This is a genomic window from Streptomyces sp. NPDC047043 (assembly GCF_040644055.1).
Lineage (GTDB): Bacteria > Actinomycetota > Actinomycetes > Streptomycetales > Streptomycetaceae > Streptomyces.
In genome coordinates this window covers 106,938-132,063 of sequence record NZ_JBEYVO010000012.1, presented here as the reverse complement: position 1 = coordinate 132,063, position 25,126 = coordinate 106,938, and the positions used below count along the sequence as shown (strand labels likewise).

Below are 25,126 nucleotides of genomic sequence, written 5' to 3'. Positions count from 1 at the left end.
TGCCTTCCCTCGTCGCTGCTTCCAACTGCTTCACGAAGGAGGCGTGAGATCGGGCGGCACGGTGTGAGGCCGGGCCTCACAGATTCCAGGGTGGGGGCTGTTCCGGCTGGTAGAGGCAGAGGGTGCCGGTCCGCACGGACGTCTCCAGATGGCGGCCGAGTTCGGGGTGCACCTCGGCGATCCGCCGCACCGCGGCCCGGATGCGGGCGGTGACGGTGGTCCGCGCGCGCTCCGCGGGCGACCCGGTGCGCCGCACCCGTCCCCCGATGCCGTACGCGGCCGAGAGCTGCCCGACGAGCGCGTCCCGCTCGACGGCCACCCGCGCGGACCGCACGGCGTCCCCGGCGGCATCGGCGTCCTCGGCCTCCACCTCCAACTCCTGCAGCCTGCGCCGGTAGGCGGCCCGCGCGACGGCGTCGACGACCTCGCCGGTGTCGCCCTGGGGGTGCAGGCCGTCGACCTGCTCGTCGGCCTTCGTACCCGGCGCGGCCAGCTCGACGGCCGGCACGGGCGTACCCGGTCCGGCCAGGAGTACGGCGATGTCGCGCAGCCCCTTGCTGTCGGGGAGCCGGACGTCCCGGCCGGCGTAGCGGAGGTGCCAGAGGGAGCCGTCGCGCCGGAAGAGGGCGGTGCCCGCCTGCTCCGGCCGGTGGCTCACCCCTGCCCCGGCCGTCTCGCTCCCGATCCGCTCCACCAGCGCCACCGCCCCGGCCGCCTCCGCCGCCCGCAACGCCCTCTCCCGGTGCTCCCGGGCCCGCTCGCGGTCCCCCATGGCCGCCGCGAGCAGCGCCAGATGACGGTCGACCGGGCCCCGTACGGCCGCGCCGATGCCCTCCACCGCGAACAGCTCGGCGTACGGGGCGAGGAGGCCGTAGAGGGCGGGCGCGCAGGGGTGGGAGCCCACGGCCGCCACCGTCTCCGCCGCCTGTGCCAGCATCGGCAGCCACTCGCTGTCCCTGGGCGCGCCCCCGAGCCGGGGTGCCACTGCCGACAGCCGGCGTGCGGCCTCGTCGAGGCGGCCGAACTGCGCCGCCACGAGCGCAAGCGTGACGCGGGGCCAGAGCATCGGGGAGCGTTCCAGCAGCGTCGCCTCCGCCCGCACCCGCGCCAGCCCGTCCAGGTCGCCCGTCTCGGCGTACAGGCACCAGCGCTGGGTGACGGCGAGCATGGCGGCGTTCGCACTGCCGGATCTGCGGCCCAGCTCCTCGACCTCGTCGAGCGCGGCCGCGCAGTCCTCGTGGCGGCCCTCCATGAGCGCCCGCGTGCCTCGCCACAGCGGCACGTACCAGGAGTACAGCGGCCGCCGCAGCGGTCGTACGAGAGTCTCGTACGCGGCCGCCTCGGCGTCGGCCTCCGCGAACGCGCCCGTCTCCAGCAGCGCCTCCAACCGCAGCCGCCGGCCGAGGAGTTCGAGCACCGGGTCGCGCAGGTCTCGGGCGGTCGTCACGATCTGCGCGGACCAGCCGAGCCGGTCGCGGCAGTGGTCGGGGCCGGACCGGGCGTCGCACAGGGCGGCGAGCGCGGGACCGAGGGTGGCGGGGTCGCCGGCCTCGCGGGCGGTGCGGACGGCCTCCTCGGCGAGGGCGAGGCGGTGCTTCTCCGGTTCGACCAGCCCGGCGGCCAGCGAGAGCCGTGCGGTGACGGCGGCGCGCAGGGAGGCGTGTGCGGGCTCGACGGCGAGCGCGCTGCGTGCCTCGGTGAGCAGGTCGAGCTGCTCCCGGTCCTCGAGGTCGACCTCGAACCCGACGGGCCCGGTGCCGAGCCCGAGCGCGGCCCGCGCCAGCAGATCCGCCCGCCCGGCTTCTCGTGCAAGCCCGGCGGCCCTGAGCAGCGCCTCCCGGGCGGCCCCCGGCTCACCGGCCCCGAGCCGCGCGGAACCCAGGCCGAGGAGGGCTTCCACGAGGTCTGCGCGGCCGGCGGGCGCTACGGACGCGGACGGTGCGAGCCCCTGCTCCCCCACCTCCACCGCCCGTTCGTACCACCGCGCCGCGTCCTCGAACGCGAACAGCCCCTCCGCCCGCACCGCCGCCTCACGGGCGTACCGGGCGGCCTCCACCGCGTGCTCCGGGCCGGACTGCAGCAGATGGTGGGCGACCTCCGCGGGCCCGGTGTCGCGGCCGCGGCGGGCGTAGCCGGCGAGGACCTCGGCGGCGGTGCGGTGCAGTGCAGCGCGCTCGGCGGGGGTGAGCGTGTCGTACACCGCGTCCCGGAGCAGGTCGTGCCGGAAGGCCCCGCGGTCCGCCCCGGCCTCGGCGAGCAGCCCCGCCCCCGCGGCCTCCCCCAGCAGCGTTCGCACCTCGCCCAGCGGCACCTCCGCGGCCTCGGCGAGCACGTCGAGCCGGAACCGGGTGCCGAGCACGGCGGCCACGTCCAGCACGCGCGCGGCCCGCGGCGTCAGATCGCCCAGCCGTTCCTGTACGGCGGCCCGGACGGCGACCGAGGAGACCCCGGTGCCGTTCCCGTCCGGCGCCGCGCCCCAACTCCCGGCCCGCAGCAGCTCGGTGACGAAGAACGCCTCGCCTCCGGTACGACGCACCAGGGACCGCACCACCCCCGCGTCCGGAGCCGCCCCGGTCACCGCCTCGACCAGCGCGGCGACGTCCCGTACGGGCAGCGGCCCGAGCGCCGTCGACCGCCCCCGCCGCAGGAGTTGGGCCCGCGCCCAGGCCCGGTCCCGCCAGGCCGCGTCGTCGTCCCGCGCCGTCGCCACCAGCAGCACCGGCGCCGTACGTGCCGCGTCCGCCGTCTCCAGCAGCAGCCGCAGCGAGGAGGCGTCGGCGGCGTGCACGTCGTCCAGGACCAGCAGCAGCGGCCGGCGGCGCGCGGCCGTGGCGAGGACCTCGCCGACGTCCCCCGCGAGCCGCAGCCGCGCCGTCTCCGGGTCGGCTCCGCGCAGCGTGCCCGGGGCCGAGCCGGACACCAGGGCCCGCAGCGGCGGCGAGGCGGCCACGAGCCGGCCGCACCGCACATCGTCCGCGACCAGCTCGCGCAGCAGCCGCGACCAGGGCCTGAAGGCGCGCCCGGCGGTCTCCGGCGGGCACCAGGTCCACAGGGTGCGGAAGGCATCGGCCTGTCCGGCCGCCTCCTCGGCCGTACGGGTCTTGCCCGCACCGGCAGGACCGGTCAGCGTGACGAGCCCGCCCCGCCCGGCCGCGGCCCGCTCCAGGGCGGCCCGGAGCTCCTCCAGCACGTCCTCGCGTCCCACGAACGGGTAATTCGCGGCCATGGCAGCCACCACGCACTTCTCGCAGGCTTCGCGCGTCTCGCGCCTCGCGGGTCCTCCGTCGGTGCTTCGAGCGTAGGCACGGGCGACGGCGGACGCGAGGCGCACGGCCGCGACCCACGGCGGGCGCTCCCGCGCGCACCTCTCCGCCACCCCTAATTCCCGTGGTCGTAAAGCCGAGTTCGTGCAGGATGGAGCCATGGCTGCCACTTACGACACCCCTGTTGTCCTGGACCGTCGCGAGGGCCCGTACGGCGAGGTCGTGCTGCGCCGGCACGGCGAGTTGCTGCAGATCATCGCCAACGGCTGCTTCCTGATGGACACCTCGGACGGCCGCTCGGAGCGCCTGCTCGTCGACGCCGCCCGCGACGCCCTGGACGGCCGCGCGCAGCCGAACGTGCTGATCGGAGGCCTCGGCGTGGGGTTCTCGCTCGCACATGCAGCGGCCGACCCCGGGTGGGGTGCGATCACGGTCGTGGAGCGCGAGCCGGCCATCGTCGAGTGGCACCTGAACGGCCCCCTCGGCGCACTCTCGGCGCAGGCTCTCGCCGACCCGCGCACGGAGATCGTCGAGGCGGACCTGATCGACTACATCAATGAGACATCCGCCACGTACGACGCCCTGTGCCTGGACATCGACAACGGACCCGACTGGACTGTCACGGACGGCAACGACGGGCTGTACTCGCCGGCCGGACTGACAAGCTGCGCAAGGGTGTTGAAGCCGGGCGGAGTGCTCGCCGTATGGTCGGCCAAGCCCTCTCCGGAATTTGAAGGAACACTGTGGAATGCCGGGTTCCAACGGGTGCGTACCGAAGAGATCCCGGTTGCCCGGGGCGTTCCCGACGCCGTACACCTCGCCGTCCGGCCTGGATAGCCGAAGGGCGGTTACTCCCCGTACTCTGCTTCCCTGGCGCAGATCATTCAAGCGTCAATCGCAAGCATGCGCAGGCATAGCCAGTCAGAAGGAATGACCCCACGCATTCCGGAAAGCAACTCAGGGGCGGGCGATGGAGCAGACCCACACATCCCACAACGGCACGACGGCGACCCCGGGCGCACAGCGCCGGGTCCTGGTGGTCGAGGACGACGCGACCATCGTGGACGCCATCGCGGCCCGCCTGCGCGCCGAGGGTTTCCTCGTGCAGACCGCGGGTGACGGCCCGGCCGCCGTCGACACCGCCGAGGCCTGGCAGCCCGACCTGCTGATCCTCGACATCATGCTGCCCGGCTTCGACGGTCTGGAGGTCTGCCGCCGTGTGCAGGCCGCCCGTCCGGTGCCGGTGCTGATGCTCACCGCGCGCGACGACGAGACCGACATGCTGGTCGGGCTCGGCGTGGGCGCCGACGACTACATGACGAAGCCCTTCTCCATGCGGGAGCTGGCCGCACGCGTGCATGTGCTGCTGCGCCGGGTGGAGCGGGCCGCGCTGGCCGCCGCGACGCCGAGAAGCGGCATCCTGCGCCTCGGCGAGCTGGAGATCGACCACGCGCAGCGGCGGGTGCGGGTGCGCAGTGAGGACGTTCACCTCACGCCCACCGAGTTCGACCTCCTGGTGTGCCTGGCCAACACCCCGCGCGCGGTGCTCTCCCGTGAGCAGCTGCTGGCCGAGGTGTGGGACTGGGCGGACGCCTCGGGCACCCGGACCGTCGACAGCCACATCAAGGCGCTGCGCCGGAAGATCGGCGCCGAGCGGATCCGCACGGTGCACGGCGTGGGCTACGCGCTGGAGACCCCGACGCCATGAGCGGCGGTCCGGCCGCTCGGAGAGGCCCCGGGGAGCCCGAGCCCTGGGGCGGGCTGCGCCCGTTCTCGATCAAGACCAAGCTGGGCGCGCTGGTCGTCATCGCGGTCCTCATCACCACCGGGCTGATGATGATCGCGATGCGCACCGCGACGGAGCTGCGCTTCATCACGGTCTTCTCGATGATCGCCACACTGCTGATCACACAGTTCGTGGCCCATTCGCTCACCGCGCCGCTGGACGACATGAACGCGGTCGCCGGCGCCATCTCGCACGGCGACTACACCCGCCGGGTGCGCGAGAACCGCCGGGACGAGCTGGGCGACCTGGCCCAGACGATCAACCGCATGGCCGACGACCTGGAGGCCCAGGACCGCCAGCGCAAGGAGCTCGTGGCGAACGTCTCGCACGAGCTGCGCACGCCCATCGCGGGCCTGCGCGCGGTGCTGGAGAACATCGTGGACGGCGTCACGACCGCCGACCCCGAGACCATGCGCACGGCCCTGAAGCAGACCGAGCGCCTCGGCCGGCTGGTGGAGACACTGCTGGACCTGTCCCGCCTGGACAACGGCGTCGTACCGCTCAGGCAGCGCCGTTTCGAGGTGTGGCCGTACCTGTCGGGCGTGCTGAAGGAGGCCAACATGGCCGTGCCCGCGCGCGCGGGCATCGCCTCGGGCTCCGGCAGCCACACCCGCACGGACGTCCATCTGCACCTCGACGTCTCCCCGCCGGAGCTGACCGCGCACGCGGACCCCGAGCGCATCCACCAGGTAGTGGCAAATCTCATCGACAACGCGGTCAAGCACAGCCCCCCGCACGGCCGCGTGATCGTGAAGGCGCGGCGCGGACTGCAGCCCGAGTCGCTGGAGCTGGAGGTGCTGGACGAGGGTCCCGGCATCCCCCGCTCGGAGTGGCACCGCGTCTTCGAGCGCTTCAACCGCGGCGGCGCGGGCTCGCCCAACGGACAGGGCGGCGACGGCGGTACGGGCCTGGGGCTCGCGATCGCCCGCTGGGCCGTCGATCTGCACGGAGGCCGGATCGGAGTGGCCGAATCCGAGCGTGGCTGCCGGATTCTCGTCACCCTTCCGGGAGAGACATCCGTTCAAAGTTGACGTAAAGTCCGAAGCGGAGCCACAAGATCCACCGGCGTCCGCACTGACGGACACGTGTGATCAGGAACACGCCCGCAGGCCGCGCCTGCAGGGCTTGCGTCGGCGTATCCCCAGCACGGTCAATCCTTGGCGGAACCTCGCTTGTTTCCCGCCATTTCCCGGCCCGAAACACGCTTTCCGATGTGACTTACACGACGATGACCTTGCTCGGCCTGACCTTCCCGGCCATGGAGGCGTAGCCTTTATTCCCGCTGTCCATCACCTTGTGAAGCGGAAGAGGGCGGTTGCCGCCGTGTCGCCACAGTCCCCCAGTAACTCGAGCATCTCGACCGACGCCGACCAAGCGGGCAAGAACCCCGCTGCTGCGTTCGGCCCCAACGAGTGGCTCGTCGACGAGATCTATCAGCAGTACCTCCAGGACCCGAATTCGGTAGACCGAGCCTGGTGGGACTTCTTCGCCGACTACAAGCCGGGAGCGGCCGCCGCCCCCGCTGCGGCGGCTGCTCCGGCCCCGGCGGCCCCTCCGGCTCAGGCCGCGCCCGCCCCGGCGGCTCCTGCGGTGCCCGCGCCGGCCCCCGCGGCCCCGAAGCCCGCGGCCGCCGCTCCGGCGCCCGCTCCCGCGAAGCCCGCCGCGGCTCCGGCCCCCGCGCCGGCGAAGCCCGCTGCCGCCGCCAAGCCGAAGGCCGAGCCCGCGACCGCGGCCGCCGACGGCCCGGAGCTGGTGCCCCTGCGCGGCCCCGCGGCCGCCGTCGCGAAGAACATGAACGCCTCGCTGGAGCTGCCCACGGCCACGTCCGTGCGCGCGGTCCCGGTGAAGCTGCTCTTCGACAACCGCATCGTCATCAACAACCACCTCAAGCGCGCCCGGGGCGGGAAGATCTCCTTCACGCACCTGATCGGCTACGCGATGGTGCAGGCCATCAAGACGATGCCGTCGATGAACTGGCACTACGCGGAGAAGGACGGGAAGCCCACCCTCGTCAAGCCGCCGCACGTCAACTTCGGCCTCGCCATCGACCTGGTGAAGCCCAACGGCGACCGCCAGCTGGTCGTCGCGGGCATCAAGAAGGCCGAGACGCTGAACTTCTTCGAGTTCTGGCAGGCCTACGAGGACATCGTCCGCCGCGCCCGCGACGGCAAGCTGACGATGGACGACTTCTCCGGGGTCACGGTCTCCCTGACCAACCCCGGCGGCCTCGGCACCGTCCACTCCGTGCCGCGTCTGATGCCCGGCCAGTCGGTCATCATGGGCGTCGGCTCCATGGACTACCCGGCGGAGTTCCAGGGCACCTCCCAGGACACCCTGAACAAGCTCGGCATCTCGAAGGTCATGACGCTCACGTCGACCTACGACCACCGGGTCATCCAGGGCGCCGCCTCCGGCGAGTTCCTGCGGATCGTCGCCAACCTCCTGCTCGGCGAGAGCGGCTTCTACGACGAGATCTTCGAGGCGCTGCGCATCCCCTACGAGCCGGTCCGCTGGCTCAAGGACATCGACGCCTCGCACGACGACGACGTCACCAAGGCCGCCCGCGTCTTCGAGCTGATCCACTCCTACCGGGTCCGCGGCCACGTCATGGCCGACACCGACCCGCTGGAGTACCGCCAGCGCAAGCACCCCGACCTGGACATCACCGAGCACGGCCTCACGCTCTGGGACCTGGAGCGCGAGTTCGCGGTCGGCGGCTTCTCGGGCAAGTCCCTGATGAAGCTGCGCGACATCCTCGGCGTGCTGCGCGACTCGTACTGCCGCACCACCGGCATCGAGTTCATGCACATCCAGGACCCGAAGCAGCGCCGCTGGATCCAGGACCGCATCGAGCGCCCGCACACCAAGCCGGAGCGCGAGGAGCAGCTGCGCATCCTGCGCCGGCTGAACGCGGCGGAGGCCTTCGAGACCTTCCTGCAGACGAAGTACGTCGGCCAGAAGCGCTTCTCCCTGGAGGGCGGCGAGTCCGTCATCCCGCTGCTCGACGCGGTCATCGACTCCGCCGCCGAGTCGCGCCTGGACGAGGTCGTCATCGGCATGGCCCACCGCGGCCGCCTGAACGTCCTCGCCAACATCGTCGGCAAGTCGTACGCCCAGATCTTCCGCGAGTTCGAGGGCAACCTCGACCCGAAGTCGATGCACGGCTCCGGCGACGTGAAGTACCACCTGGGCGCCCAGGGCACCTTCACCGGCCTGGACGGCGAGCAGATCAAGGTCTCGCTGGCCGCCAACCCGTCCCACCTGGAGACGGTCGACCCGGTCATCGAGGGCATCGTCCGCGCCAAGCAGGACATCATCAACAAGGGCGGCACGGACTTCACGGTCCTGCCGGTCGCCCTGCACGGTGACGCGGCCTTCGCGGGCCAGGGCGTGGTGGCCGAGACCCTGAACATGTCGCAGCTGCGCGGCTACCGCACGGGCGGCACGGTCCACATCGTCATCAACAACCAGGTCGGCTTCACGGCGGCTCCCGAGTCGTCGCGTTCCTCGATGTACGCCACCGACGTGGCCCGCATGATCGAGGCGCCGATCTTCCACGTGAACGGCGACGACCCCGAGGCCGTCGTCCGCGTTGCCCGCCTGGCCTTCGAGTTCCGCCAGGCGTTCAACAAGGACGTCGTGATCGACCTCATCTGCTACCGCCGCCGCGGTCACAACGAGTCGGACAACCCGGCCTTCACCCAGCCGCTGATGTACGACCTGATCGACAAGAAGCGCTCGGTGCGCAAGCTCTACACCGAGTCCCTGATCGGTCGCGGCGACATCACCCTGGAAGAGGCCGAGCAGGCCCTGCAGGACTACCAGGGCCAGCTGGAGAAGGTCTTCACGGAGGTCCGTGAGGCGGTCTCGCAGCCGGCCGCGGCTCCGACCACGGACCCGCAGGCGGAGTTCCCGGTCGCCGTGAACACCGCGATCACCTCGGAGGTCGTGAAGCGGATCGCCGAGTCCCAGGTCAACATCCCCGACCACTTCCACGTCCACCCGCGTCTGCTGCCGCAGCTGCAGCGCCGGGCGACGATGGTCGAGGACGGCACGATCGACTGGGGCATGGGCGAGACCCTCGCGGTCGGCTCCCTCCTGCTGGAGGGCACCCCGGTCCGTCTGTCCGGCCAGGACTCCCAGCGCGGCACCTTCGGCCAGCGCCACGCGGTCCTCATCAACCGCGAGACGGGCGAGGAGCACACCCCGCTCCAGTACCTCGCCGAGGACCAGGCCCGCTACAACGTCTACAACTCCCTGCTCTCCGAGTACGCGGTCATGGGCTTCGAGTACGGCTACTCGCTCGCCCGCCCCGACGCGCTCGTGATGTGGGAGGCGCAGTTCGGCGACTTCGTCAACGGCGCGCAGACGGTGGTCGACGAGTACATCTCGGCGGCGGAGCAGAAGTGGGGCCAGACGTCCGGCGTCACGCTGCTGCTCCCCCACGGCTACGAGGGCCAGGGCCCCGACCACTCCTCTGCCCGCGTGGAGCGCTTCCTCCAGCTCTGCGCCCAGAACAACATGACGGTCGCGATGCCGACCCTGCCGTCGAACTACTTCCACCTCCTGCGGTGGCAGGTGCACAACCCGCACCACAAGCCGCTGGTGGTCTTCACCCCGAAGTCGATGCTGCGCCTGAAGGCCGCCGCGTCGAAGACGGAGGAGTTCACGTCGGGTCAGTTCCGCCCGGTCATCGGCGACTCCACGGTCGACCCGGCCGCGGTCCGCAAGGTCGTCTTCGTGGCGGGCAAGCTGTACTACGACCTTGAGGCCGAGCGTCAGAAGCGCGGCATCACGGACACGGCGATCATCCGCATCGAGCGGCTGTACCCGCTGCCGGGTGCCGAGCTCCAGGCGGAGATCGCCAAGTACCCGAACGCCGAGAAGTACCTGTGGGCCCAGGAGGAGCCGGCGAACCAGGGTGCCTGGCCGTTCATCGCGCTCAACCTGATCGACCACCTGGACCTGGCGGTCGGCGCTGACGTCCCGCACGGCGAGCGCCTCCGCCGCATCTCCCGCCCGCACAGCTCGTCCCCGGCGGTGGGTTCCGCGAAGCGGCACCAGGCCGAGCAGGAGCAGCTGGTGCGCGAGGTGTACGAGGCGTAACCGCCCTCGCGGCACACGTGACCGGGCCGCACCCCCACTCCAGGGGGTGCGGCCCGGCCGTTTCCGCGCACTTATCCTTGACCCATGTACTTCACGGACCGTGGCATCGAAGAACTGGAGAAGCGGCGCGGCGAGGAAGAGATCACCTTCGAGTGGCTCGCCGAACAACTGCGAACGTTCGTCGACCTGAACCCGGACTTCGAGGTCCCGGTGGAACGTCTGGCGACGTGGCTGGCCCGCCTGGACGACGAGGACGACGAGTAGGCCACAGAGAACGTCAACGGGGCGCCCACGGGCGCCCCTTTCGCATGTACGGCTCCGGGAACTTCTTGACTTTCCCCGTCCGCGATATATCGTGAATTGCAGGAGACGCGATATGGCGCGTTGCGACGGGGAGGTCTGCACCATGTCCGAGTGGTCCGTCACGGAACCGAGGAAGCTCACGTTCGACGAGCCCGTGCGCGAGCTCCACGTACGCATCGTCAACGGAACGGTGAACGTGGTGGGGACGGACGAAGGTTCCGCCCGCCTGGAGGTCACCCGGATCGAGGGACCGCCTCTCGCCGTGACCCAGCTGGGCAGCATCCTCACGGTGGCCTACGACGACCTGCCCTGGAAGGGCTTCCTCAAGTGGCTGGACCGCAAGGGCTGGCGCCGCAGCGCCGTCGTCTCCCTCGCCGTGCCGGCCGACACCCGTGTCGAGGTGGGCGTGGTCGGCGCCGCGGCCGTCGTCTCCGGAATCGACGGGCGCACCGAGGTGAAGGGAGTCACCGGGGACACCACCCTGGTGGGGCTCACCGGCCCGGTCCGCGCCGACACCGTCTCGGGGAACCTGGAGGCCCAGGCCCTCCGCGGAGACCTGCGTTTCAACTCCGTCTCGGGCGATCTGACCGTCGTCGAGGCGGGTTCGTCCGTCAAGGCGGACTCGGTGAGCGGCTCGATGATCGTCGACCTCGATCCGGCGAGCCGCCCGACCGACATCAGCCTGACGAGCGTCTCGGGCGAGATCGCCATCCGGCTGCCCCACCCGGCGGACGCGGAGGTGGAGGCGAACACCGCGAGCGGGACGGTCTCCAACGCCTTCGAGGACCTGCGGGTCAGCGGCCAGTGGGGCGCCAAGCGGATCACCGGCCGGCTCGGCGCGGGCAACGGCAACCTGAAGGCGACGACCGTCTCGGGCTCCATCGCCCTGCTGCGCCGCCCACCGGCCGAGGACGAGCCCTGGGACGTGGATCCGGAGGACATCGGCCCGGAGGACATACGGCAGGAGGACATCCGTGCGGCGACCCCGGACGCGGCGGCGGAGGCCGACCCGACGAGCACCCCGGCGGCCGAACCGCACAGCGACTCGGGGGACAATTCCGTTTCCGGTGGGGGCGACAGCGCGAGCAGCGCCCCGGCCGACGGCACGACCGACAAGAAGGTGCTCTGACATGCCTCCCGTCTTCGCCCACGGCCGCCTCCGCCTCTACCTGCTGAAGCTGCTGGACGAGGCCCCGCGCCACGGCTACGAGGTGATCCGCCTCCTCGAGGAGCGCTTCCAGGGGCTGTACGCACCGTCGGCGGGCACCGTCTACCCCCGCCTGGCCAAGCTGGAGGCCGAGGGCCTGGTCACCCACACCACCGAGGGCGGCCGCAAGGTGTACGCCATCACGGACGCGGGCCGCGCGGAACTCGCCGACCGCAGCGGCGAGTTGGCCGACCTCGAGCTGGAGATCCGCGAGTCCGTCGCGGAGCTCGCCGCCGAGATCCGGGCCGATGTGCGCGGCGCGGCGGGCGACCTGCGGCGCGAGATGCGCGCGGCGGCCACCGAGGCCCGGCACGGCTCCGGAGCCAAGGGGCGCGGCGAACGGGCAGGCTCTGTGGGGGACTTCGGGGAGCACGCCGACAAGGAGTCGTGGCGTGCCGCCAAGGAGGAGCTGCGGCGCGTCAAGCAGGAGTGGAAGGAGCAGGCCCGGCGCGCCAAGGACGAGAGCCGCCGGGCCCGCGAGGAGGCCCAGCGGGCCAGGCGCCAGGCCAAGGAGGCCCAGGAGCAGGCCCGGGCCCAGGCGCAGGAGGAGCTGCAGCGCATCGCCAAGCGGGTCCAGGACCAGGTGCAGGACCACTTCGCGCGGGGTGACTGGCCGACGGGCGTGCGGGAAGGCCTGACCGAACTGGCCAAGGAGTTCGGCGACTTCGGGAAGGACTTCGGCAAGGAGTTCGGAAAGGACCTCGGATTCGGCCGGGGCGGCACCGGTACGTCGGCACTGCAGCCCGACTACTCGCACACACCTGAGGACTTTCCCGCCGAGTACGAACCGGCCTGGGCGCACGAGGCCCCCAGCGGCGACGCGGCCCGCGACCTCGACCGCCTGCTCGACCGCTTCCGGGACGACATCCGCGACGCGGCCCGCGACCACGGGGTCACCGACGACCAACTCCGTGACGCCCGCCGCCACTTGTCGACGGCTGCGGCGCACATCGGGGCGATACTGCGGGCGCCGAGGGCCTGAGGGCGGGCGTCACCGGTCCTCGCCGTCTAACCCGCCTTCGCCTCTCCCCCGCCGTACAGAACACGGATCAGCGACTCGTACGTCACCCCGTGGTCGGCGAGGACCTCGGCGGGGACGCCCGGGCGGACGGTCAGGGCCAGGAGGAGGTGCTCGTCGCCGATGTGGCGGTCGCCGCGGGAGACGGCGGTGCGCAGGGACTGCTCCAGGATGTTCTTGGCGGCCCGGCCGAAGGTGCGGCGCCCGCTCCACCAGCCCCTGTCCTTGCGGTCGCCGGACATCGCCCCGACGCCGTGCACCTCCTCGACCCGGGCGACGATCTCCGACACGTCGATCCCCAGTCCGGCCAGCGCGTCGGCGTCGGCCCGGGAAAGGCCGGCACGCCGCCGAGCCTCGACCACGGCCTCCCGCACCGCCTCCCTGCGCTCGCCGGCCAGCCCGAGCGAGGCCAGCGCGAACGAGGCGCGGCTCGCCTCGCGGTCGAGTACCGCCAGCAGCAGGTGCTCGGCGTCCACGGACTGCGCCCCGGACCGTTCCGCATGCCCCACCGCGCCCTGTACCACCGCGCGGGCGTCCTTCGTGAACCGCTCGAACATCAATGCCTCCCGTACTTCTTGTGCACGGCCTGCCTGCTGACTCCGAGTTCCGCGGCGATCTCCTGCCACGACCAGCCCTGATTGCGCGCACTGCGCACCTGCACCGCCTCCAGTTGCTCCAGCAGCCTGCGCAGCGCGGCGACGGCGCGCAGTCCGACCCGTGGATCGCGGTCGCCCGCGCGCTCGGCGAGATCCGTTGCTTCGGTCATGCTGTCAACTTACGTTGACACGAGAGGGAGTGTCAACCATGGTTGACACGAGTGGCCGTACGAAGACGCGAACGGCGGGCCCGGAGAACCGAGCCCGCCGCACGGCGAAAGGAGCAGCCGGAAACCGTCAGTCGTTGGTGAGCACGATCTTGCCGAACTGCTCCCCGGACGCCATCCGTTCGAAGCCCTCGCGGGCCCGGTCCATCGGCAGTACCTCGTCGATCACGGGACGCACACCGGTGGCGGCGCAGAAGGAGAGCAGGTCCTCGAGTTCGTCCTTGGTGCCCATCGTGGATCCGACGACCTTGAGTTCGAGGAAGAAGATGCGGGTCAGTTCGGCGTGCGAGGGGCGATCGCCGCTCGTGGCACCGGAGATGACCAGCGTGCCGCCCGGGCGCAGGGACTTGATCGAGTGCGACCACGTCGCCGCGCCCACGGTCTCGATGACGGCGTCGACGCGCTGCGGCAGCCGCGCCCCCGACTCCACCGCCTCGACGGCACCGAGTTCGACGGCCCGCTTCCGCTTGGCCTCGTCCCGGCTGGTGGCGAAGACACGCAGCCCCGCCGCCCTGCCGAGCACGATCGCGGCCGTGGCGACACCGCCGCCGGCGCCCTGTACGAGGACCGAGTCGCCGGGCCGTACACCCGCGTTGGTGAAGAGCATGCGGTACGCCGTCAGCCAGGCGGTCGGCAGACAGGCGGCCTCCGCGAAGGAGAGCTCCTTGGGCTTGGGCAGGATGTTCCAGGTCGGCACGGCGACCTGCTCGGCGAACGTCCCCTGGTAGTGCTCGGTGAGGATGGACCGGGGCTCCCTGGGCCCGACGCCGTGACCGCTCTGTCCGATCACGGAGTGCAGGACGACCTCGTTGCCGTCCTCGTCGACACCGGCGGCGTCGCAGCCGAGGATCATCGGCAGTTTGTCCTCGGACAGGCCCACGCCCCTGAGGGACCAGAGGTCGTGGTGGTTGAGGGAGGCGGCCTTGACGTTGACGGTGCTCCAGCCGGGACGGGCCTCGGGAGCCGGACGGTCCCCCAACTCGAGGCCGCCGAGCGGCTGGTCGCGGTCGATTCGAGCGGCGTAGACGGCGAACATGACCTTGACGATAGGCGGCGACTCGGGCCGACGGAACCGAGAGGCCCTGTGACACACGCCCTCTTGTCACGGGCCACCTGCTGATGCCGGGCAGCACTCCCGGCTCGTCCGGCGTTCGAGGACGAGGCCTTTCGGGCCGAAGGGGGTCTGGGGGTACAGCCCGAGGGCCGGCAACCCCCGCCCAAGGGGGAGGTCCACCCCTCAACCACCCGAACGGGTGGGCGGGTGGGTAAAGAAATGGCCCCGCCCAAACGGACGGGGCCATTCAGCCGACGCACACGTCAGCGCCGGGCAACACCCTCGGCCCGAGCCGCCGCCGCAACAGCCGCCGTCACCGCCGGAGCAACCCGCTCGTCGAACGGCGAGGGAATCACGTAGTCCGCAGCGAGGTCGTCACCGACGACCCCCGCCAGCGCCTCGGCCGCCGCGATCTTCATGCCCTCGGTGATCCGGGACGCCCGCACCTGCAGCGCACCCGCGAAGATGCCCGGGAACGCCAGCACGTTGTTGATCTGGTTCGGGAAGTCGGACCGCCCGGTGGCCACGACGGCCGCGTACTTGTGCGCGACGTCGGGGTGCACCTCGGGGTTCGGGTTGGCCATGGCGAACACGAACGCGCCCTCGGCCATCGAGGCGACGGCCTCCTCCGCGACCGTACCGCCGGAGACGCCGATGAAGACGTCCGCGCCCTCCAGAGCCGCCTCGAGCGGCCCGGTGATGCCGGCCTTGTTGGTGAAGGAGGCGAGCTCCCGCTTGACGTCCGTCAGGTCGTCCCGGTCGGCCGACACGATGCCCTTGCGGTCCGCGACGGCGACGTCACCGATGCCGGCCTCGACCAGCATCTTGGCGATGGCGACACCGGCCGCACCCGCGCCGGAGATGACGGCCCGCAGGTCACCGATGGCCCGACCGCTCAGCCGCGCGGCGTTGCGCAGCGCGGCCAGCGTCACGACCGCCGTACCGTGCTGGTCGTCGTGGAAGACCGGGATGTCGAGCCGCTCCTGGAGCTTCCGCTCGATCTCGAAGCACCGCGGTGCCGAGATGTCCTCCAGGTTGACGCCGCCGAAGGACGGCGCGAGCCGCACCACGGTCTCGACGATCTCGTCGACGCCCGTGCAGTCGAGCGCGATCGGGACGGCGTCGACACCGCCGAACTGCTTGAACAGAATCGCCTTGCCCTCCATCACCGGGAGGGAGGCCTCGGGGCCGATGTCCCCGAGTCCGAGCACCGCCGTGCCGTCGGTGACCACGGCCACGACGGACGACTTCCACGTGTAGTCGTGGACGAGTTCCGGCTGCTCGGCGATCGCGCTGCACACCTTCGCGACGCCGGGCGTGTACGCCAGGGACAGGTCGTCCTTGTCACGGACCGGCACGGTGGCCTGCACGGCCATCTTGCCGCCGCGGTGCAGCGCGAACGCCGGATCGAAGGAATCGAGGGGCTCGGCCCCGTCCTGATCCGTATTGCTGTCGCTGCGAGGATTGACGATCTCCGCTGCCACTTTGTTTTACCCCTTAAGTCTTCATTGGTTGAGGGTGGCCACTCCTGGTGAGGGGTGGGCGGGACCGCGCATGCCCGATCTGTTGATGCGTACGGGTCATACGCGACGGGCGCGCCGCACACGCGCCCCGAGCCCCGGATGAGGGGTGTAAAGAACCTTCTTACCGGACGGACCGCACGAGGACGAGTCCATTAAGTGCAAGGTCACATCCCGGCACCCGAAGGTCACGTCTCGGTGACAACAATCGTCACGAAATATGGGGACACGTCCTCGACGATCGCCTGACCAGCACTCAAACAGTGATCAACACCTCGGAGCCCTGGTCCGCATCCCGAGATGCACCGAAGATCTTCCGGCCGGAACGGCGGATTCCCGCAGATGGTCCGGACATGTTGTACCGAACTGGTGCGGTTCGGGGGTCACCCGTTATCCGATTTTGACATCACGGGTCCCCTGAACGGCTCAGTCCGAATGGCAAGATGCCGTAAACCCACGAGGTCGCGACACCCGAAGGTGTGTGTTGTCGTCGACCCATCGGCAACTCCACCCATCCGCCGGAGGAACCCAAAATGACCGCAAGCTCCACCCGTCGTACCACCGCCGCGCACCACCGTTTGGCAGCGGTCGGTGCGATCGCGGTCGCAGGCGCCCTGATCCTCACCGGCTGCGGTGACCAGACGGACAAGGGCAGCAGCAGCTCGGAGTCGGCCTCCTCCTCGGCCCCGCTCGCGAGCAAGCTTCCCGCCGACATCCGCAAGGCGGGTGTCATCAAGGTGGGCTCCGACATCGCGTACCCGCCGGTCGAGTTCATGCAGAACGGCAAGGCCGTCGGCATCGACCCGGACATCGCGGACGCCCTCGGCAAGCAGCTGGGCGTGAAGTTCGAGTTCCAGAACGGCAAGTTCGACAACCTGATCGTTGGCCTGCAGGCCAAGCGCTTCCAGGTGCTCATGTCCGCGATGAGCGACACCAAGGACCGCCAGGACGGCATCGACTCCGACACCGGCAAGAAGGTCGGCAAGGGCGTCGACTTCGTCGACTACTTCACCGCCGGCACCTCGATCCTGGTCCAGAAGGGGAACCCGAAGGGCATCAAGTCCCTCGACGACCTGTGCGGCAAGGTCGTGGCCCTGCAGAAGGGCACCACGTCCGAGGGGATCGCGAAGACGCAGAGCACGAAGTGCACGAAGGACGGCAAGAAGGCCATCAACCTGCAGACCTTCGACACCGACCCCGAGGCCCTGCTCCGTCTGAAGCAGGGCGCGTCCGTCGCCGACCTGAACGACTTCCCGGTGGCGGCGTACAACGCGAAGACCTCCGGTGGCGGCAAGGACTTCGAGGTCACCGGCGACCAGATCGAGGCGGGCCCGTACGGCATCGCCGTCAGCAAGGACGACACCCAGCTGCGCGACGCCCTGCAGGCCGCGATGAGCGCGATCATCGAGAACGGCGACTACACCAAGATCCTGCAGAAGTGGAACGTCACGGACGGCGCGGTGACCGAGGCGAAGATCAACGGCGGTTCCTGAGCCTCGGACGGCACTGAAAGGCAGTCACCGTGACTGACACTGTCGACAAGACTCCGGCGCCCTCCGTGCCGCCGGAGCAGATCAAGGCCATCCCGGTGCGCCACTACGGCCGCTGGGTGGCCGGCGTCGTGGTCATCGCCATCCTGGCGCTGATCGGCGTCGCCTTCTCCAACGCGAACATCAACTACAGCATCATTCCGGACTACCTGTTCGACCCGGGCATCGTGAAGGGCGCCTGGACGACGCTGTACATCTCGGTGCTGGCCATGGTGCTGGGCGTCGCCCTCGGCATCGTCCTCGCCGTGATGCGGCTGTCGTCGAACCCGGTCACCAGCACGGTGTCCTGGTTCTACATCTGGTTCTTCCGGGGCACCCCGGTCCTGGTCCAGCTGCTGCTCTGGTACAACATCTCGCTCGTCTTCCCCGTCCTGAACCTGGGGTTCTACAAGGACGAGATGAACCAGGTGATGACGCCGGTCCTGACGGCCCTGCTCGGCCTCGGCCTGAACGAGGCCGCGTACATGTCGGAGATCGTCCGGGCCGGCATCCAGTCCGTCGACGAGGGCCAGACGGAGGCGTCGCACGCGCTGGGCATGACCCAGGGCAAGACGCTGCGCCGGGTGATCCTGCCGCAGGCCATGCGGGTCATCGTCCCGCCGACCGGCAACGAGTTCATCAACATGCTGAAGACCTCGTCCCTGGCCTACGCGGTCCAGCTCCCCGAGCTGATCAAGAAGGCCACGGACATCTCCAGCACCTCGCTGGCGGTCGTCGAGATGTACTTCGTAGCCTGTATCTGGTACCTGTTCCTGACCACGATCTTCAGCATCGTCCAGTACTACGTCGAACGCCGTTACGCGCGCGGCTCGACGCGCAGCCTGCCGCCGACGCCGCTGCAGAAGATCCGAACGAACATGGCCAAGATGAACCTGTTCTCCGTCTCCAACTGGCAGCGGTGACCCATGAACGCAATGGTGAAGGCCGAGGGCGTCCACAAGTCCTTCGGGGTCTCGCACATCCTCAAGGGCATCGACCTCGAGGTGAACCCGCGCGAGGTGTTCTGCCTGATCGGCCCGTCGGGCTCGGGCAAGTCCACCTTCCTGCGGTGCATCAACCACCTGGAGAAGATCAGCGCCGGCCGGCTCTACGTCGACGGCAACCTGGTCGGCTACCGGCAGAGCGGCGACAAGCTCTACGAGCTCAAGGAGAAGGAGGTCGCGACGCAGCGGCGGGACATCGGCATGGTGTTCCAGCGCTTCAACCTCTTCCCGCACATGACGGCGCTGGAGAACGTCATGGAGGCGCCGGTCCAGGTCAAGCGCGAGTCCAAGGCGGCCGCCCGGGAGCGCGCGGGGCGGTTGCTGGACCGCGTCGGCCTCGGCGACAAGACCGGCCACTACCCGGCCCAGCTCTCCGGCGGTCAGCAGCAGCGTGTCGCCATCGCCCGTGCGCTGGCGATGGAACCCAAGCTGATGCTGTTCGACGAGCCGACCTCCGCCCTCGACCCGGAGCTGGTCGGCGAGGTCCTCGACGTCATGCGGGACCTCGCGGAGGAAGGCATGACGATGATCGTCGTCACCCACGAGATGGGCTTCGCCCGTGAGGTCGGTGACTCGCTGGTGTTCATGGACGACGGCGTGGTGGTCGAGTCCGGCCACCCGCGCGAGGTCCTGACGAACCCGCAGCACGAACGCACCAAGTCGTTCCTGTCGAAGGTCCTGTAAGCGGCACGACGGCGAGGGGCGGTACGGGGATTCCCGTACCGCCCCTTCCTCATGGTCCGTCGACCGGCAGTTACCTGACTGCCAGCAACAACGTGTCCGACGGCGAGCACCACACCGGACGCGCCTCCCCGAACCCCTTCTCCCGCAGTACCCGCGCATGCCAGGCCGCGGACGGCATGTCCCCGTCCGCATGCTCGCCGTAGATCTCGAAGCGGCGGGCGGTCGGACCGGCGAGGACCGGGTCCTCGGCGGCCAGCTGCCACCACTCCGCCCAGTCGAGGGCGCCGTCGCGCTTGGCCTGATCCATGTGGGCGTGGCGCTGGGCGCGCTCGGCCGCGTTGATCCTGGGCGTGGTCTCGTCGATCATGTGGTCGGCGTTCATGAAGACGCCGCCGTGTCGCACGAGTTGCGCGACCTGACCGTAGAGAGCCGCGAGGGGTTCGCTGTGCAGCCAGTGCAGGGCCGTGGCGGTGAGGACGGCGTCGTAGGAGTCGTACGGCAGTCTCGCCGGCCACCCGGCGTCCTTGAGGTCGGCCTCGACGAAGGCGACCCGGGCGTCGCCCTCGAAGGTGCCGCGGGCGATGGCGAGCAGTGCGGGGTCGAGGTCGACTCCGGTGCTCGTCGCCTCCGGGAAGCGGGCCAGCAGCCGGGCCGTGATGCTGCCGGTGCCGCAGGCGAGGTCCAGGACGCGGGGGGCGGTGCCGACGAGCGCCTCGACCATGTCCAGCATGATCCGGAAGCGTTCCTCCCGGTCCGGCATGTACCACTCCTGCTGCCGGTCCCAGCTCTTCTGCCAGGCCTGCCAGTCCGTTCCGGCCGTGGTGGTCATGGAGTCCCCTTTTCTCCGCGCCCGCGTAATACCCTGGGAGCACAGGCAGTCGTTACCCGCTCCCGCCAACGACCATAGAGCGCATCCGTAAGGACTACAAGTGGAACTGGCCTATTACTCGGACTATGCCGTACGACTCGTCAACAGCGAGGAACCGGCCCGGGGCAAGGACTCCCTGACCTCGGTCGAGGCCGTCCGCGACCTGTTCGGCGGCAACCAGTCGGCGGCCCGGCGTGCGACCGACGCCGATGTCACGCGGTTCCGCTCGGTCCGGGCCCGGCTGCGGGCCGTCTTCGAGGCGGCGGACAAGGGCGACGAGACGCTCGCGGTGGACCTGCTGAACTCGCTGCTGCTGGAGTTCCCGGTGAGCCCGCAGATCTCCGGGCACGACTTCCGGGACGACGACGGCCGCCCGCTGTGGCACATGCACCTGGCGGACCACCCGTCGAACGCGACCGCCGGCTACGCGGCCATCGCGGCGATGGGCCTGGCCTTCCACCTGACGGAGTACGGCGTCGACCGGCTGGGCCTGTGCGAGGCGCCCCCGTGCCGCAACGCCTACCTGGACACCTCGACCAACCGCTCCCGGCGCTACTGCTCCGACCGCTGCGCGACCCGCGCCAACGTGGCCGCCTACCGTGCCCGCAAGCGCCTGGAGGCCGACCGGGCGGACAGAACGGGCCTGGCGGCCGACAGCGCCCAGCGCGCGACCGCGAACGGCGAGCGCTGATCGGTCCTCAGCGGCCGGTAGCGGAAGCGCACCTTGCCGAGGACCAGGTCCTCCGGGACGGTCCCGTAGTCGGTGCTGTCGCCGCCCGCGTAGGCGTTGTCACCGAGCACCCACCAGCCGCCCTCGCGGCGCTCCGTCGCGCGCTTGACGACCAGCAGGTCCTGCTGGAAGGGATGCCGCAGGACGACGACGTCACCCGGGCGGATCCGGGCGCCGTACTGGACCACGAGACGGTCCCCGTGGTTGAGCGTGGGCACCATGGACGGCCCGGTCACCTCGGCCACCCCGAAGGGCAGCAGAGCCCTCCCGCGCTCGATGTCCTGCGACAGCTCCGGCATCCCCGGCACCTCCCCGGTCCGTTCCTCCACCAGTCTCAGTCTGACCCTGGACTTTTGTCCTAAGCCCATGGGGGCACTCGCGAAATCGCCTCTCCCAGGGAGTAATGTCGCACCTGAGAAGACGATCACGAGGAAGGAATGCTCCATGCTTTCCCGCCTGTTTGCCCCCAAGGTCAAGGTCAGCGCACACTGCGACCTGCCCTGCGGTGTGTACGACCCGGCCCAGGCCCGCATCGAGGCGGAGTCGGTGAAGGCCGTCCAGGAAAAGATGGCCGGCAACGACGACCCGCACTTCCAGGCTCGCGCCACCGTCATCAAGGAGCAGCGCGCCGAGCTCGCGAAGCACCACGTCTCCGTGCTCTGGAGCGACTACTTCAAGCCCCCGCACTTCGAGAAGTACCCGGAGCTGCACCAGCTGGTCAACGACGCCCTGAAGGCCCTCTCGGCCGCCAAGGCGTCCACCGACCCGGCCACGGGCCAGAAGGCTCTGGACTACATCGCCCAGATCGACAAGATCTTCTGGGAGACCAAGAAGGCCTGACGAACGCCCCGTTCGCGAGAAGGTTCGCGGGGACCGGCGATCGGTGCACCATCGCGGGTCCGAGGGTTCCCTGAAGGGGTCCGACCGGGTTGCCGGGCGGGCCCCTTCGGCGTTCCCGCAGCGGGGACGGGCGGGCCCTCGTCATCGACGGGGGCGGGGTGGCGGGTATCGCCTGGGCGACGGGCGTGCCGGCCGGGCTCGCCGACCGCGGGGTCGACGTCAGCGACGCGGACTTCCTTTCGGCACCTCGGCCGGGTCCGTCGTGGCCGCGCAGATCGGCAGCGGTACGGCGCTGTCCGCGCTGCTGCGGGCCCAGGTGGACCCCGCGCTGCAGAAGGAGGAGCTGAAGCCGCGGGAGGGTGCGCTCACCGCCGTCTTCGAGTTCGCCGAGAAGCTGGACGCCGAGGTCACCGACCCGGTGGAACGGCTGCGCCGGACGGGCGAGATGGCGCTCGCCGCCGAGACCGTGACAGGGGCCGAGCGGCGTTCCGTCATCGAGGGGCGGCTGCCGTCCCACAGCCGGCCGGAGCGCGCGCTGGCCGTGGTCGCGGTGAACGCCGCCACCGGGAAGACCCGGCTCTTCGACCGCGTGGCGGGCGCAGGCCTGGTGGACGCCGTGTCCGCGAGCTGCGCCATCCCGGGCGTCCGGCCCGCCACGACGATCGGCGCCGGCCGTTGCATCGACGGCGGCATCCGTTCCTTCACCAACCTCGATCTCGCGGCGGACCATGCCCGTACGCTCGTGGTCGCCCCGATGCCCGACCCGGTGCTGGAGGCCGACGCGGCCGCGATCGCCGGGCGCGGGGGGGGGCTCGTCGAGGTCGTCGTCCGCGACGAGGACTCCCTCGCCGCCGTCGGGCCGGACCCGCTCCCCGGCGAGCAGGACACCGGCCGGCAACGCCGGTTTCGCCCAGGGGCGGGCGGCGGCACAGACGGTGGCCGCCCTGTGGAACAAGCCCTGGTCCTCCACAGAGCGGCCCACCTCGCACGACGTGCCTAGTGGCCGCCGTGATCGTCCTCCCCGGCCTCCAGCAGCCCCGCCGCCGCACCCACGATCCGTGGGTCCGGGCTGCCGACGACCTCCTCGTCCTTGTCGGCGTAGTCGAAGCGGGCCAGCACACTGCGCATGGCCTCGACGCGGGCCCGCTTCTTGTCGTTGCTCTTCACCACCGTCCACGGCGCGTGCTCGGTGTCCGTCTCGCGGAACATGGCGACCTTGGCCCTGGTGTAGTCGTCCCAGCGGTCGAGGGAGGCCAGGTCCATCGGGCTGAGCTTCCACTGCCGTACGGGATCGACCTGACGGATGGTGAAGCGGGTGCGCTGCTCGCCCTGGGAGACCGAGAACCAGAACTTGATCAGGTCGACGCCGTCGTCCGCGAGCATCCGCTCGAACAGCGGGGCCTGGCGCATGAAGCGCCGGTACTCGTCGTCCGAGCAGAAGCCCATCACGCGCTCCACGCCGGCCCGGTTGTACCAGGAGCGGTCGAACAGCACGATCTCACCCGCGGTCGGCAGGTGTTCGACGTAGCGCTGGAAGTACCACTGGCCGCCCTCGCGCTCCGTCGGCTTCTCCAGCGCCACCACCCGGGCGCCGCGCGGGTTGAGGTGCTCGGTGAAGCGCTTGATGGTGCCGCCCTTGCCGGCCGCGTCCCGTCCCTCGAAGACGACGACGAGCCGGCGCCCCGTCTCCTTGATCCAGCTCTGCAGCTTCAGCAGCTCGATCTGCTGGAGCCGCTTGTGCCAGTCGTACTCCTTGCGCTCCATGCGGTGCGCGTACGGGTAGTTCTCCCGCCAGGTGTCGATCGGGGAGCCGTCCGGGCGGATGAGGACCGGGTCGTCGGGGTCGGTGTAGTCGACCTTCAGCGCGGCCAGTTCGGCCAGCAGGGGCGGCGTCGTCATTCCGTTGTCCTTCCGGTGCTCAGTGGAACTGCGGAACGATCAGATAGATCCCGTACGCCACCACGGCCGCGCACGCGAGGAAGCACAGCGCGGCCTGCGCCATGCCCAGGGAAGAGGTGCCGTCGCCGCCCTCCTTCGCCCCCTCGAAGCGGGCGAGGCCGAGGACCCCGAGGGCGAAGACGACGACCACGGCCACGGTGACGCCGATGCTCACCGCGGTGACCTCGCCGAGTGCGTTCCAGTCGAGACTCATGCTACGAAACTCCCTGAATTCAGGCGGCCGTGCCGACGCTGGCCGGCGGTGCGGTGCGGACGGTGACCTCGTGGCCGTCGTTGACGTTGTGCGCGTGCACCGGGTTGCGGCGCGAGACGACGACGATGCCCGCGGCGACCGCGGCACCCACCAGCGCGACGACGACCGTGCCGAGGTTGCCGCCGTGCTTGACCACGCTCGCGGAGACACCGCCGACCAGCGCGGCCGCCGGCAGCGTGATCAGCCAGGCGGCGACCATGCGGCCCGCGACGCCCCAGCGGACCTCCGCGAGGCGCCGGCCGAGGCCCGCGCCGAGGATGGAGCCGGAGGCGACCTGCGTGGTGGACAGGGCGAAGCCCAGGTGCGCGGACGTGAGGATCACCGTCGTGGAGGCCGTCTCCGCGGCGAAGCCCTGCGGGGACTGGATCTCGGTCAGGCCCTTGCCCATGGTGCGGATGATCCGCCAGCCGCCGAGGTAGGTGCCGAGGCCGATGGCGAGACCGGCCGAGGCGATCACCCACACCGGCGGGCCGGCGTCATGGCCGAGGGCGCCCGCGGAGATCAGGGTCAGCGTGATGATGCCCATGGTCTTCTGCGCGTCGTTGGTGCCGTGCGCGAGCGAGACCAGCGAGGCCGAGGCGATCTGGCCGAGCCGGAAGCCCTTGGTGACGGACTTCTTGCGGCCGCGGGCGGTGAGCTTGTACGCGAGGTAGGTGGCGATCAGGGCCGCGACGCCGGCCACGACCGGCGAGGCCACCGCCGGGATCAGTACCTTCTCGACAACCTTGTCGAAGTGCACCCCGTCGGAACCCGCGCCGACCCAGACGGCGCCGATCAGCCCGCCGAACAGGGCGTGCGAGGAGCTCGAGGGCAGTCCGACCAGCCAGGTCAGCAGATTCCACAGAATCGCCCCGACCAGTCCGGCGAAGATCATTCCCGGACTGACGAGTGTGTCGTCGACGATGCCGCCCGAGATCGTCTTGGCGACTTCCGTCGACAGGAAGGCCCCGACGATGTTGAGGACTCCGCTGATGAGCACCGCCGTTCTGGGCTTGAGTGCGCCGGTGGCGATGGAGGTGGCCATCGCATTCGCGGTGTCGTGGAATCCGTTGGTGAAGTCGAAGGCCAGGGCCGTGACGATGACGACCGCCACGAGGAACGTGATGTGGTCCATCGCCCCATGGGAACAAGCGCTTTCATACGCCAGGCGAACTCAAGGCAAAGGCCACTCCAGGTTCA

At 70.6% G+C, this 25,126-nt stretch carries 23 protein-coding genes; 13 read left to right on the top strand and 10 right to left on the bottom strand.

Annotated features, from left to right (window positions below):
* Positions 1 to 76 precede the first annotated feature (76 nt).
* The gene (locus ABZ880_RS20405) at positions 77 to 3,226 is read right to left on the bottom strand and encodes an AAA family ATPase (RefSeq protein ID WP_361264604.1); all 3,150 of its coding nucleotides are present in this window, start codon (positions 3,224 to 3,226) and stop codon (positions 77 to 79) included.
* Between the two features lie 196 nt (positions 3,227 to 3,422).
* On the opposite strand from ABZ880_RS20405, the gene ABZ880_RS20400 reads away from it, so the two are divergent.
* The 7 genes from ABZ880_RS20400 (at position 3,423) to ABZ880_RS20370 (ending at position 12,647) form a co-directional block, all read left to right on the top strand.
* Positions 3,423 to 4,100, top strand: coding sequence for a spermidine synthase (locus tag ABZ880_RS20400; RefSeq protein ID WP_361264602.1), 678 nt, complete (start codon positions 3,423 to 3,425; stop codon positions 4,098 to 4,100).
* Between the two features lie 133 nt (positions 4,101 to 4,233).
* Positions 4,234 to 4,971, top strand: coding sequence for a response regulator transcription factor (locus ABZ880_RS20395; RefSeq protein WP_208785792.1), 738 nt, complete (start codon positions 4,234 to 4,236; stop codon positions 4,969 to 4,971).
* Positions 4,968 to 6,080, top strand: coding sequence for an ATP-binding protein (locus tag ABZ880_RS20390; RefSeq protein WP_361264598.1), 1,113 nt, complete (start codon positions 4,968 to 4,970; stop codon positions 6,078 to 6,080). The genes ABZ880_RS20395 and ABZ880_RS20390 overlap by 4 nt, the downstream gene beginning before the upstream one ends.
* Before the next feature lie 292 nt (positions 6,081 to 6,372).
* Complete coding sequence (locus ABZ880_RS20385; protein WP_361264596.1) at positions 6,373 to 10,155, top strand: multifunctional oxoglutarate decarboxylase/oxoglutarate dehydrogenase thiamine pyrophosphate-binding subunit/dihydrolipoyllysine-residue succinyltransferase subunit; 3,783 nt, start codon at positions 6,373 to 6,375, stop codon at positions 10,153 to 10,155.
* Positions 10,156 to 10,239: 84 nt separating this feature from the next.
* Positions 10,240 to 10,419, top strand: a complete 180-nt coding sequence (locus ABZ880_RS20380) for a DUF6104 family protein (RefSeq protein WP_028420339.1) — start codon at positions 10,240 to 10,242, stop codon at positions 10,417 to 10,419.
* A 142-nt stretch (positions 10,420 to 10,561) separates the two neighbouring features.
* Positions 10,562 to 11,587 (top strand): hypothetical protein, encoded by a 1,026-nt coding sequence (locus tag ABZ880_RS20375; RefSeq protein WP_361264593.1) that lies wholly within the window; start codon positions 10,562 to 10,564, stop codon positions 11,585 to 11,587.
* A 1-nt stretch (position 11,588) separates the two neighbouring features.
* A complete protein-coding gene (locus tag ABZ880_RS20370; protein ID WP_361264590.1) occupies positions 11,589 to 12,647 on the top strand; it encodes a helix-turn-helix transcriptional regulator in 1,059 nt (352 codons plus the stop codon).
* 26 nt (positions 12,648 to 12,673) lie between these two features.
* Here the strand turns inward: ABZ880_RS20370 and ABZ880_RS20365 are convergent, their stop codons facing one another.
* From ABZ880_RS20365 to ABZ880_RS20350, 4 genes are all read right to left on the bottom strand, one after another.
* Entirely contained in the window at positions 12,674 to 13,240 is a 567-nt protein-coding gene (locus ABZ880_RS20365; protein WP_361264587.1) for a Clp protease N-terminal domain-containing protein, read from the bottom strand.
* A complete protein-coding gene (locus ABZ880_RS20360) occupies positions 13,240 to 13,449 on the bottom strand; it encodes an HTH domain-containing protein (RefSeq protein ID WP_016437953.1) in 210 nt (69 codons plus the stop codon). Before ABZ880_RS20360 ends, ABZ880_RS20365 begins: the two co-directional genes overlap by 1 nt.
* Positions 13,450 to 13,576: 127 nt before the next feature.
* On the bottom strand, positions 13,577 to 14,542 hold the full coding sequence (locus tag ABZ880_RS20355; RefSeq protein WP_361264584.1) for a zinc-binding dehydrogenase: 966 nt from the start codon (positions 14,540 to 14,542) through the stop codon (positions 13,577 to 13,579).
* Positions 14,543 to 14,823: 281 nt separating this feature from the next.
* Positions 14,824 to 16,044: an NADP-dependent malic enzyme gene (locus ABZ880_RS20350; protein WP_361264581.1), complete on the bottom strand. Its 1,221-nt coding sequence runs from the start codon at positions 16,042 to 16,044 to the stop codon at positions 14,824 to 14,826.
* A 569-nt stretch (positions 16,045 to 16,613) separates the two neighbouring features.
* Here ABZ880_RS20350 and ABZ880_RS20345 point away from each other — a divergent pair.
* From ABZ880_RS20345 to ABZ880_RS20335, 3 genes are read left to right on the top strand one after another with little or no spacing between them, the layout of a single operon-like run.
* The gene (locus tag ABZ880_RS20345) at positions 16,614 to 17,573 is read left to right on the top strand and encodes an ABC transporter substrate-binding protein (protein ID WP_361264578.1); all 960 of its coding nucleotides are present in this window, start codon (positions 16,614 to 16,616) and stop codon (positions 17,571 to 17,573) included.
* 29 nt (positions 17,574 to 17,602) lie between these two features.
* Positions 17,603 to 18,532, top strand: a complete 930-nt coding sequence (locus ABZ880_RS20340) for an amino acid ABC transporter permease (protein WP_361264575.1) — start codon at positions 17,603 to 17,605, stop codon at positions 18,530 to 18,532.
* Between the two features lie 3 nt (positions 18,533 to 18,535).
* On the top strand, positions 18,536 to 19,297 hold the full coding sequence (locus tag ABZ880_RS20335; RefSeq protein WP_361264572.1) for an amino acid ABC transporter ATP-binding protein: 762 nt from the start codon (positions 18,536 to 18,538) through the stop codon (positions 19,295 to 19,297).
* Between the two features lie 70 nt (positions 19,298 to 19,367).
* Here the strand turns inward: ABZ880_RS20335 and ABZ880_RS20330 are convergent, their stop codons facing one another.
* Entirely contained in the window at positions 19,368 to 20,126 is a 759-nt protein-coding gene (locus ABZ880_RS20330; RefSeq protein ID WP_361264570.1) for a class I SAM-dependent methyltransferase, read from the bottom strand.
* Positions 20,127 to 20,226: 100 nt separating this feature from the next.
* On the opposite strand from ABZ880_RS20330, the gene ABZ880_RS20325 reads away from it, so the two are divergent.
* Positions 20,227 to 20,856 (top strand): CGNR zinc finger domain-containing protein, encoded by a 630-nt coding sequence (locus tag ABZ880_RS20325; protein WP_361264568.1) that lies wholly within the window; start codon positions 20,227 to 20,229, stop codon positions 20,854 to 20,856.
* Here the strand turns inward: ABZ880_RS20325 and sodX are convergent.
* Complete coding sequence (sodX, locus tag ABZ880_RS20320) at positions 20,760 to 21,194, bottom strand: nickel-type superoxide dismutase maturation protease (protein WP_361264986.1); 435 nt, start codon at positions 21,192 to 21,194, stop codon at positions 20,760 to 20,762. The genes ABZ880_RS20325 and sodX overlap by 97 nt on opposite strands.
* A 145-nt stretch (positions 21,195 to 21,339) precedes the next feature.
* On the opposite strand from sodX, the gene sodN reads away from it, so the two are divergent.
* A complete protein-coding gene (gene sodN / locus ABZ880_RS20315) occupies positions 21,340 to 21,735 on the top strand; it encodes a superoxide dismutase, Ni (protein ID WP_023546844.1) in 396 nt (131 codons plus the stop codon).
* Positions 21,736 to 21,997: 262 nt separating this feature from the next.
* Positions 21,998 to 22,735: a patatin-like phospholipase family protein gene (locus ABZ880_RS20310; protein ID WP_361264565.1), complete on the top strand. Its 738-nt coding sequence runs from the start codon at positions 21,998 to 22,000 to the stop codon at positions 22,733 to 22,735.
* On the opposite strand, the gene ppk2 is transcribed toward ABZ880_RS20310, so the two are convergent.
* From ppk2 to ABZ880_RS20295, 3 genes are read right to left on the bottom strand one after another with little or no spacing between them, the layout of a single operon-like run.
* Positions 22,732 to 23,634, bottom strand: a complete 903-nt coding sequence (gene ppk2 / locus ABZ880_RS20305; protein ID WP_361264562.1) for a polyphosphate kinase 2 — start codon at positions 23,632 to 23,634, stop codon at positions 22,732 to 22,734. The two genes, ABZ880_RS20310 and ppk2, sit on opposite strands and share 4 nt — an antisense overlap.
* 19 nt (positions 23,635 to 23,653) lie before the next feature.
* The gene (locus ABZ880_RS20300; RefSeq protein ID WP_361264559.1) at positions 23,654 to 23,887 is read right to left on the bottom strand and encodes a hypothetical protein; all 234 of its coding nucleotides are present in this window, start codon (positions 23,885 to 23,887) and stop codon (positions 23,654 to 23,656) included.
* Positions 23,888 to 23,906: 19 nt separating this feature from the next.
* A complete protein-coding gene (locus ABZ880_RS20295; RefSeq protein WP_361264557.1) occupies positions 23,907 to 25,061 on the bottom strand; it encodes an inorganic phosphate transporter in 1,155 nt (384 codons plus the stop codon).
* Positions 25,062 to 25,126: the final 65 nt, after the last annotated feature.

Excerpts from the sequence above, each read along its gene's own strand:
- ABZ880_RS20390 (WP_361264598.1), top strand. The coding sequence starts at position 4,968 with ATGAGCGGCGGTCCGGCCGCTCGGAGAGGCCCCGGGGAGCCCGAGCCC.
- ABZ880_RS20355 (WP_361264584.1), bottom strand. The coding sequence starts at position 14,542 with ATGTTCGCCGTCTACGCCGCTCGAATCGACCGCGACCAGCCGCTCGGC.
- ABZ880_RS20300 (WP_361264559.1), bottom strand. The coding sequence starts at position 23,887 with ATGAGTCTCGACTGGAACGCACTCGGCGAGGTCACCGCGGTGAGCATC.
- ABZ880_RS20400 (WP_361264602.1), top strand. The coding sequence starts at position 3,423 with ATGGCTGCCACTTACGACACCCCTGTTGTCCTGGACCGTCGCGAGGGC.
- sodN (WP_023546844.1), top strand. The coding sequence starts at position 21,340 with ATGCTTTCCCGCCTGTTTGCCCCCAAGGTCAAGGTCAGCGCACACTGC.
- ABZ880_RS20380 (WP_028420339.1), top strand. The coding sequence starts at position 10,240 with ATGTACTTCACGGACCGTGGCATCGAAGAACTGGAGAAGCGGCGCGGC.
- ppk2 (WP_361264562.1), bottom strand. The coding sequence starts at position 23,634 with ATGACGACGCCGCCCCTGCTGGCCGAACTGGCCGCGCTGAAGGTCGAC.
- ABZ880_RS20330 (WP_361264570.1), bottom strand. The coding sequence starts at position 20,126 with ATGACCACCACGGCCGGAACGGACTGGCAGGCCTGGCAGAAGAGCTGG.
- ABZ880_RS20405 (WP_361264604.1), bottom strand. The coding sequence starts at position 3,226 with ATGGCCGCGAATTACCCGTTCGTGGGACGCGAGGACGTGCTGGAGGAG.
- ABZ880_RS20370 (WP_361264590.1), top strand. The coding sequence starts at position 11,589 with ATGCCTCCCGTCTTCGCCCACGGCCGCCTCCGCCTCTACCTGCTGAAG.
- ABZ880_RS20335 (WP_361264572.1), top strand. The coding sequence starts at position 18,536 with ATGAACGCAATGGTGAAGGCCGAGGGCGTCCACAAGTCCTTCGGGGTC.
- ABZ880_RS20360 (WP_016437953.1), bottom strand. The coding sequence starts at position 13,449 with ATGACCGAAGCAACGGATCTCGCCGAGCGCGCGGGCGACCGCGATCCA.
- ABZ880_RS20395 (WP_208785792.1), top strand. The coding sequence starts at position 4,234 with ATGGAGCAGACCCACACATCCCACAACGGCACGACGGCGACCCCGGGC.
- sodX (WP_361264986.1), bottom strand. The coding sequence starts at position 21,194 with ATGCCGGAGCTGTCGCAGGACATCGAGCGCGGGAGGGCTCTGCTGCCC.
- ABZ880_RS20365 (WP_361264587.1), bottom strand. The coding sequence starts at position 13,240 with ATGTTCGAGCGGTTCACGAAGGACGCCCGCGCGGTGGTACAGGGCGCG.
- ABZ880_RS20375 (WP_361264593.1), top strand. The coding sequence starts at position 10,562 with ATGTCCGAGTGGTCCGTCACGGAACCGAGGAAGCTCACGTTCGACGAG.
- ABZ880_RS20345 (WP_361264578.1), top strand. The coding sequence starts at position 16,614 with ATGACCGCAAGCTCCACCCGTCGTACCACCGCCGCGCACCACCGTTTG.
- ABZ880_RS20295 (WP_361264557.1), bottom strand. The coding sequence starts at position 25,061 with ATGGACCACATCACGTTCCTCGTGGCGGTCGTCATCGTCACGGCCCTG.